The sequence below is a fragment of the Aerococcus sp. L_32 genome, from assembly GCF_050689315.1.
Genome location: NZ_JBOEQF010000089.1, coordinates 1 through 8,106 on the forward strand (window position 1 = coordinate 1; position 8,106 = coordinate 8,106).

Genomic DNA, 8,106 nt, shown 5'->3' on the forward strand with positions numbered 1-8,106 from the left:
CTGGTCTCGTAGCTCAGGGGATAGAGCACTCGTTTCCTAAACGAGGTGTCGGAAGTTCGAATCTTCTCGGGACCGTTAACAAAATTAAAACAAAAATATTGTGAGGATAAAAATGAAGACTTTAACGAACATTTTAAACGTTGCAATGTCTAATATTGTCGGCTTCGGGACCAGCTTTATCGTTGGTTTCATCTTGCCGGGGATTTTGACTGTCGCGCAATACGGGTCTTATAGGCAATATACCTTGTACCTAAGTTTTACCTACCTTTTCCATTTAGGATTTGCAGATGGGATTTATATTAAGTATGGTGGTAAGGAATTAAATGAGTTAGACCACAATGTTATCAGAGATGAACATAATTTTGCGAATTTTTTTCAGTTCATCATGTTCATAGGAATGTTCCTAATATCTCTTATTACAAAAGATCCGGTACTGATTCTTTTCTCGATCGTTACCTTCTTTTCAAATGTAACGACTTACCAATCAAATTTTTTACAAGCAGTTGGTCAATTTAATACATTTACCGTAGCATCTATGTTCCGGTCAGTATCTTATATCGCACTGTTATTAATCGGAATTTTTATTTTTAAATCGGAAGACTACGTATTCTATATCATATTAAACGTATTATCTTATGTAATGATGTACATTTACTATGAGTTTCGTTTTATTAATAAATTGGGGCTAAATCCCAAATTCACTGTAAAAGATAAATTTGAAATTTTTAGAGTCGGATTTTTAATCTTGTTAGCAAATATGTCGTTAACTTTTGTTGGGAATATTGGTTCGTGGATTGCTAACTGGGGATTCCCAATTGAAGAATTCGCACAATATTCATTCCAAAACTCAGTGTTAAACGTTATTATACTAATCGTTAACGCTGTGGCTCTAGTTTTTTATAATTTAATATCAAAGACGGATTCACCTCGAGTTGCCAATATCATTAAGCAATTGACACTGTTACTTGGTATTTTTGGTGGATTAGGGTTCTTCGCATTCAAATGGATTATCGAATTATTCCTTCCAAACTATGTGGCATCAATCGAGTTATTATCCATTACCTTTGTATCGATTCCATATATTATGATTTCAAAGATCGTTGTGGCCAATCTATACAAGGCTAAACGAAGTGAACGAAAATATATTCGTGACTCAATTTTATATGCTATCTTAGCACTTGCATTTGTAGCCATTGTATTCTTTATCACTAAATCATTATCTGGTATCGCATGGGCGACTACCTTATGTTACTTCTTATGGTATCTGTATGCTTCAAGACGCGAGTTTACAGCCATGAAAGGCGATTTGAATGAATGGTTATTGATTATTAGTCACGTTCTCGTATTCTACTTTACTGCGAATATACTGAATACTTATCTCGGATTCTTTGTTTACGCTGTTTTCTTAGTTATTATTCTAGTGATAAAACGGGTAGAATTACAGGAAATATTCCAACAGATTGTTAAAATGGATGAAGCATAGTCGATAGAAAATGTGGTGTGAAAGCACTGCATTTTTTATTTTTGGCAAAAGTTTGATGCTTCAATGAGCAGAATTGAAATAGATTCAATTTGAATTAAAAAATTCCTTGAAATAGGCAGTAGAATCAGCAAAATGATAACATCGTTTGCTATAATAACTGTACCTGTATACATAACGGAAACGAACCTTAAGAGAGGGATTCGATACAGCCTATTTTTGAATGTATTTGTTACAATAGAAAAAGGTTAAAAAGGAGTCAGTTTTTAATGTTAACAATAATCATACCTTGTTATAACGAGGAAGAAGCTATACCATTATTTTTTGAGGCTGTAGAAGCGCAAAAATCAGAAATGGATACGTCATTTGAATATATATTTGTCAACGACGGCTCAAAAGACCAAACCCTGAAAGAAATTAGACGGCTGGTAGCGCAATTTGACTACGTTCATTTTATCGACTTCTCTAGAAATTTTGGTAAAGAAGCGGCCATGTATGCAGGTCTACAAAATGCTAGTGGTGAATTTGTCACCATTATGGATGTAGATCTACAAGACCCACCAGAATTACTTCCGCAGATGTTAAAGATGTTAGAGGCAAATTCAGAATTAGACTGTGTCGGTACACGTCGCGTAACTAGGGATGGAGAGTCAGCTACTCGCTCTTTTCTTGCGCGCACATTCTATAAACTGATGGATAAGATTTCAGATGCCCAACTTGTTGATGGGGCAAGAGATTTTCGGATGATGAGACGACAAATGGTTGATGCTATCTTATCTTTAACTGAATATAATCGTTTTTCTAAGGGGTTATTCACTTGGGTAGGATTTAAAACGGAATACCTAACTTATAGAAATCGCGAAAGAATTGCTGGGCAAACATCATGGTCTTTGAAGCAATTGTTTAATTATTCGGTACAGGGGATAACAGACTTTTCAGATTTACCATTATCTATTGCGACATATATGGGAATGGTTTCCTGTATTGTTGCCATCTTATCTATTATTGTCATTGTATTAAGAACTTTAATCTTTGGTGATCCGACAGATGGTTGGCCATCTCTAGCATCCATTATTTTACTATTAGGTGGTATTCAATTATTATGTATCGGGATTATCGGAAAATATGTAGGGAAAATTTATTTAGAAACCAAGAATCGACCTATTTATATTATTAAAGATACCGATATCAAATAATTCCTTGGATAAGTTGATGAAATTTTTTTCAAGTGGATCAATACAAAAATATTTGTATACAAAGAAAATGAACAAACGAGAACAGGAGAAAATATTAATTGAAAACAACAGATGAAATTGCGGTATTAATTCCGTGTTATAACGAGGCGCTAACGATCGAAAAAGTAATCACAGACTTTAAGCGTGAATTACCTGAAGCGACCATCTATGTATACGACAATAACTCATCAGATAATACAGCAGAAATAGCGAGAAATGCAGGTGCTGTGGTAAGATTCGAACATCAGCAGGGCAAAGGGAATGTGATTCGTTCAATGTTTAGAGATATTGACGCGAAAGCGTACTTAATGATTGATGGCGACGATACCTACCCAGCTGAACATGCCCGTGACATGATACAACCTGTATTAGACCATAGAGCAGAAATGGTCGTAGGAGACCGCTTAAGCTCAACATATTTCGAAGAGAATAAACGTCCATTCCATAATGTGGGAAATAGAACAGTAAGAGGGTTAATTAATGTTTTATTCAACAATAATGTGAGAGACATCATGACAGGATATCGGGCCTTTTCATTTGAATTTGTAAAGTCTTTCCCTGTGCTGTCTAAAGGTTTTGAAATCGAAACGGAAATGACGATTTTTGCTTTGGATAAAAATCTAGCCATTGAAAATGTGGTGATTGAGTATAGAGATCGACCAGATGGAAGTGAATCAAAATTAAATACGGTATCTGACGGGGTAAAAGTCTTAAGAACAATCGGTAGATTATTCAAGAATTATAAACCTATGCTATTCTTCAGTCTAGTATCTGCAATTTTATTTATTTTTGCTGCCATCTTATTTATTCCGATTCTGATGGAATTTAATGTTACGGGTACTGTTGAACGGTTCCCAACCTTAATTGTAGCTGGCTTTATCGGTTTAACTGCACTTATATTATTTATGATGGGCTTAAACTTAGATGTGATCTCACAAAATGAACGTCAACGTTTTGAAGTAGAGTATTCTAAATTGAATTTACTGAAAAAATTGAAAGGTATCTATGATTATGACTAATAATATTAATTGGAAAAAGTTGCTTCAACAGATTCTGATTACATTTGTCCTGTTAATCATGGTCTACTATGGTCTACTTTTTGCTTCATACCTTATTCCTGATAACTGGATTGATAGTAACTGGCAAGAATCAGTTGATGTTATCGCAAGTGAGGAAAAAAGATGGGAAGTCATCAGTAATATTCCTGGTACCAGGTTGGATACCTTTACTGATAATTTGATTTTTCAGAAACTAAACAATACGGATAGCTTATCAGCGGCTAGCGCTGCGGTTTGGAATAACGGCTACTTCCGTTACTGGATGGGCGATATTCCCATCTTGCGATTCTTATTGATATTTATGAATTATACGGGTATACGATTCTTAAATATATTTGTGATTTTTTCCTTGTTCTTACTAGTGATTATTCAAATTGCTAAGCAAGTTACAACCGCTTATGCCATGTTATTCTCGTTTGCACTTATGACTATCCATTTTTGGATATTCCCACTATCCTTACAATATAGCCCGGTATATATCATTAGCATGGTTGCTATACTAGCTTTAATGTATTTAGATACTTGGAAAAAGTTATCGCCCAATTTACTTTTAATTACTTTCTTTGTAATCGGATCTATTACCAATTACTTTGATTTACTCACAGCACCCTTGATTACTTTCGCTTTACCATTTTTTCTCTTATTCTTATTGCATGATAAAAATAAAGAAACAACATTTATGACAAGCTTTATAGAGACAATATACTTGGGTGTTTCTTGGATATTTGGTTACGCGCTAACTTGGGTTTCTAAATGGATAGTCAGCACTGTTATTCTGCAAGAAAACACTTTTAAGTCAGCGATTAATCAGATTTTCTTACGAACACAAGGTACTGATGAGGAAGTCTTAGAATTCACAACCATTTTAAGACGTGTGTTAGCGACAATGTTTCCTAATTATGTACTCTTATTAATAGGGGTTTTATTCCTTGTGTGGTTAGTATTATGGTTTAAATACCGTAAACCTATAAAATCCTTTATCGATAATGGGGTCCTATGGTTGATGAGTTTGGTACCATTTGTCTGGACCTTTATCTTGCAAAACCATAATCAACATCATTATTACTTCACTTATCGTCACTTCATCATTTTATTATTAGGGGTATTTACCTACCTTTATTTAGCAATCGACTGGACTAGAATAGGAAATAAAGAAAATTATGATAAAACTAATACAACAAATCATTAAATTTGGTATCGTAGGTGTCCTAGCGGCAGTCATCGATTTTGGTTTACTAGCGATTTTAACAGAGTTCCTTGGTATCCATTATCTACTATCAGCAGCCATTTCATTCACAGTGGCAACAGTATTTAATTACATCGCTTCAATGAAATATGTCTTCGATAGCCGTTATGAAAAAGGGCATAAGCATCAAGAGTTATTCATTTTTGTAGTGTTATCCTTAATTGGACTAGGACTTAATCAGGTATTTATGTGGTTCTTTGTAGAAATTACAGTCTTACATTATATTATTGCTAAAGTGTTGGCCACAATACTTGTAATGGCGTGGAATTTCATCTCAAGGAAAATTTGGTTGGAAAAATAACTTTTCCAATTATCTAAAAAAAACGCTACTGATGCACTTAGTTTCCTAAGTGTATCAGCAGCGTTTTTGTTTTGCTTTAGTTATTGCCTTCTTCTAAGTTTTCTACTTGATCTTCTAGTGATTTAATGCGGGACTCCATATCATGGATTTGAAGATTGATTTCTTCAGACCTATCGATCGTTGGCGCCACATCTGCATTCGGGTTCATTATCATAATCAACCAAATTAAAAGAAAAATAATGGCCACGGCAAGGGTGATATATAACCAGTTTAATTTTGGTGAACCTTTATCTAGGTATTCAAGGGTTTCGTCAACTTTTTTTCGGTCCATGTTCTTTAAACGATTATATAGTTCATTTAGATCGTTTTCATTATTTTTGGGATTAAGTGGCATAAGTAACCTCCTTTAACTTGTTTATAACAGTAATGACGGTTAGATAATTAGAAAGCCCATTCTCCTTGACGGAAGATAGGGAATACGTTGCCATCTGCGTCGATACCATCGATATCCATTTCAGCTGATCCAATCATAAAGTCAACGTGAACGTGGCTACGGTTAACGCCTGCTGCCTGTAATTCTTCTTCTGACATGTCAGTTCCACCTTTAACGTTAGTTGGGTAAGCAGCACCGATTGCCAAGTGGTTTGAAGCATTCTCATCAAATAGGGTATTGTAGAATGTTAGGTTACTTTGAGAAATTGGTGATTTATGTGGTACTAGGGCAACTTCACCTAAACCTTGCGCACCATCATTGTTGAAGACCAAATCTTTCATGATTTGCTCACCTTTATCAGCTGTAACGTCTACAATTTTACCGTCTGCAAAAGTTATTTTGATGCCTTCAATTGTAGAACCCGCGTAGGATAGTGGTTTTGTTGAAGTCACGTAACCATCCATCACGTTTGTATCTGGTGCTGTGAAGACTTCTTCAGTTGGCATATTAGCGATAAATGGAGAACCATCAGGGTTAAAGCTTTGAGCAGATACCCAGATGTGACCTTCAGGTAAACCTAGTGTTAAATCTGTACCAGGTGCAGTGTAATGTAATTTTTTGAATTGTTTGTCGTTTAATTTTTGTGCTTTTTCGTCTAACAAGTCACGGTGGTTGTTCCAAGCTGCTACTGGATCAGCTTCGTATACGCGACTAGCTTTGAAGATGGCATCCCATAATGCATCTGTTGCTGCTTGTTTATCTTCAGCTAATTCAGGGAAAACGTGCTTCGCCCAGCCGTAGTCAGCAGCTGCTGCAACTGTCCATTTAACTTGATCGTTCATTGTCGCAGTACGGACAACTTTTAATTTTTGACCGTGGTTGGTTTGAACAGTGTCAATTTTACTTGCATCAATACCGTTTAATAAATCTGGGTCACCAGATACGATTGAAAGGCGTGACACTTTTTGGTTTAAGATTAAATCTTCTTGGCGGGCTACAGTATAGTCAGCAACTTCCGCTAAATCTTCTGTCGCTTGGTACTCGTAGTTTAAGCGGGTAGTGTAGTCATCTTTCCAAGTAAAGTGTACACGGCGAGCACCATTCTCATAAGCGTGTTTCGCTAAGAAGTGCGCTAGGGGTGCTTGGTCGATGGCAATGTAAATCATAACATTGTCGCCTTTTTGTACGTTAATCCCTTTTTCGATTAATAGGTTTGCATATTTGTCTAATAATTGATCAAAATTCTCCATGTAAATATTGTCCTCCTAAGATTGTTTTTATTGATGTTGTTGGTAGCTATCTACACATTGCTGGGCAAGTTGTTCAATTAGAGGGATATCTTCGTCTTCAGGATACAACTCAATCTTTACAGCTTCACCAGCTTGGATAGCACCGGTTTGTTTGAATTGTTCGGTAAAATCATCAACAGATTTACAGAATTCTTCGTAATCATATTCGCCTGAACCTAAGGTCGCGAAAATCTTACCTGTTAAATCAACGTCCGACAATTCTTCGTATAGGTCTACAATTTCATCTGGTAAGTCTGCAGCAGCACCGTATGTATAGGTCACGACAACGCAGATATCCTCTTCTAGAAAATCGGTCGCATACACAGATTGGCATTCCACCATACGTGCATCTATGCCCAAATTAACTAAAGAGTTGGTCATAATATTTGCTATTTCTTCATCGTTTCCAGTTAAAGAAGCAAATGTGACTAGTGCCTTTGGCAATATGGTTCGCTCCTTTCAATTATAATTTTCATATCTTATTAAATTATAGCAAAAAAAGCACTCTTTGACGATATAGAGTGCTTTCATTCATTAGATATTCACTTTATTAAGCTAAACGGTAAGTATCGATATTTTCAAAAGCTTCTTGTGTTTCTTTTGGTAGTTGCATTTTCAGATAGTTGATAATGATTTCAAATAAAACACGTGCATCATTGAAGCGGTTTTCTGCAATCAACCGTACTAAGTCACCGAGGTACATCATGAAAGGATACATATCCAAGATGAAATCTTTTGGTTCATCCGTATGGTATTTCTCAAGAATAGCTGTCATCACAGTACGTGAACACTCTAAAGCTTCATTAACTAGATAGTCATGATTACCAATATCCAAAATTGTTTTTAATAATGCTTCACTAGTTGTAAAGAAGTCATCAAAATTTTTGTGTTCATATGCATTCTGTACCGCTAGTACTTTCTCATCTAAAATATCCTTGTAGTTTTCACCTTTAACCTTTTGTTTAATCATTTGATCCAACATCCGGTAACTGATAATTAATTCATAGCGTAAACGGTGGGCTACGAAATCAACTTTCGGCACATTATCTCCGACGAAGAATCCA

The 8,106-nt window shown here is 35.6% G+C and carries 9 protein-coding genes and 1 tRNA gene; 6 read left to right on the forward strand and 4 right to left on the reverse strand.

From position 1 onward, the window contains the following. Window positions 1-2 precede the first annotated feature (2 nt). The 6 genes from ACRCJ0_RS07250 (at window position 3) to ACRCJ0_RS07275 (ending at window position 5,320) form a co-directional block, all read left to right on the forward strand. Window positions 3-75 (forward strand) — tRNA-Arg (locus ACRCJ0_RS07250). A gap of 37 nt (window positions 76-112) precedes the next feature. Next, the gene (locus ACRCJ0_RS07255; protein WP_431390042.1) at window positions 113-1,483 is read left to right on the forward strand and encodes a polysaccharide biosynthesis protein; all 1,371 of its coding nucleotides are present in this window, start codon (window positions 113-115) and stop codon (window positions 1,481-1,483) included. A 266-nt stretch (window positions 1,484-1,749) separates the two neighbouring features. Then, window positions 1,750-2,676: a glycosyltransferase family 2 protein gene (locus ACRCJ0_RS07260; protein WP_431390043.1), complete on the forward strand. Its 927-nt coding sequence runs from the start codon at window positions 1,750-1,752 to the stop codon at window positions 2,674-2,676. Window positions 2,677-2,774: 98 nt separating this feature from the next. After that, window positions 2,775-3,734: a glycosyltransferase family 2 protein gene (locus tag ACRCJ0_RS07265; protein WP_418148541.1), complete on the forward strand. Its 960-nt coding sequence runs from the start codon at window positions 2,775-2,777 to the stop codon at window positions 3,732-3,734. After that, complete coding sequence (locus ACRCJ0_RS07270) at window positions 3,727-4,962, forward strand: hypothetical protein (protein WP_431390044.1); 1,236 nt, start codon at window positions 3,727-3,729, stop codon at window positions 4,960-4,962. Before ACRCJ0_RS07265 ends, ACRCJ0_RS07270 begins: the two co-directional genes overlap by 8 nt. Continuing rightward, window positions 4,934-5,320, forward strand: a complete 387-nt coding sequence (locus ACRCJ0_RS07275) for a GtrA family protein (RefSeq protein ID WP_418148543.1) — start codon at window positions 4,934-4,936, stop codon at window positions 5,318-5,320. Before ACRCJ0_RS07270 ends, ACRCJ0_RS07275 begins: the two co-directional genes overlap by 29 nt. Window positions 5,321-5,396: 76 nt before the next feature. Here the strand turns inward: ACRCJ0_RS07275 and ACRCJ0_RS07280 are convergent, their stop codons facing one another. The 4 genes from ACRCJ0_RS07280 to ACRCJ0_RS07295 all read right to left on the reverse strand — a co-directional run. Beyond that, complete coding sequence (locus ACRCJ0_RS07280) at window positions 5,397-5,714, reverse strand: hypothetical protein (RefSeq protein ID WP_431390045.1); 318 nt, start codon at window positions 5,712-5,714, stop codon at window positions 5,397-5,399. Between the two features lie 47 nt (window positions 5,715-5,761). Then, a complete protein-coding gene (locus tag ACRCJ0_RS07285; RefSeq protein ID WP_431390047.1) occupies window positions 5,762-7,009 on the reverse strand; it encodes an aminopeptidase in 1,248 nt (415 codons plus the stop codon). 21 nt (window positions 7,010-7,030) lie between these two features. Continuing rightward, window positions 7,031-7,486, reverse strand: a complete 456-nt coding sequence (locus ACRCJ0_RS07290) for a flavodoxin (RefSeq protein WP_048729332.1) — start codon at window positions 7,484-7,486, stop codon at window positions 7,031-7,033. A 106-nt stretch (window positions 7,487-7,592) separates the two neighbouring features. Next, window positions 7,593-8,106, reverse strand: a 514-nt coding sequence (locus ACRCJ0_RS07295; RefSeq protein ID WP_431390046.1) for a GntR family transcriptional regulator, incomplete at its 5' end; no start/stop codon positions are given.

Coding starts and splice junctions, on each gene's coding strand:
- ACRCJ0_RS07280 (WP_431390045.1), bottom strand. CDS start 5,714: ATGCCACTTAATCCCAAAAATAATGAAAACGATCTAAATGAACTATAT.
- ACRCJ0_RS07260 (WP_431390043.1), top strand. CDS start 1,750: ATGTTAACAATAATCATACCTTGTTATAACGAGGAAGAAGCTATACCA.
- ACRCJ0_RS07270 (WP_431390044.1), top strand. CDS start 3,727: ATGACTAATAATATTAATTGGAAAAAGTTGCTTCAACAGATTCTGATT.
- ACRCJ0_RS07255 (WP_431390042.1), top strand. CDS start 113: ATGAAGACTTTAACGAACATTTTAAACGTTGCAATGTCTAATATTGTC.
- ACRCJ0_RS07275 (WP_418148543.1), top strand. CDS start 4,934: ATGATAAAACTAATACAACAAATCATTAAATTTGGTATCGTAGGTGTC.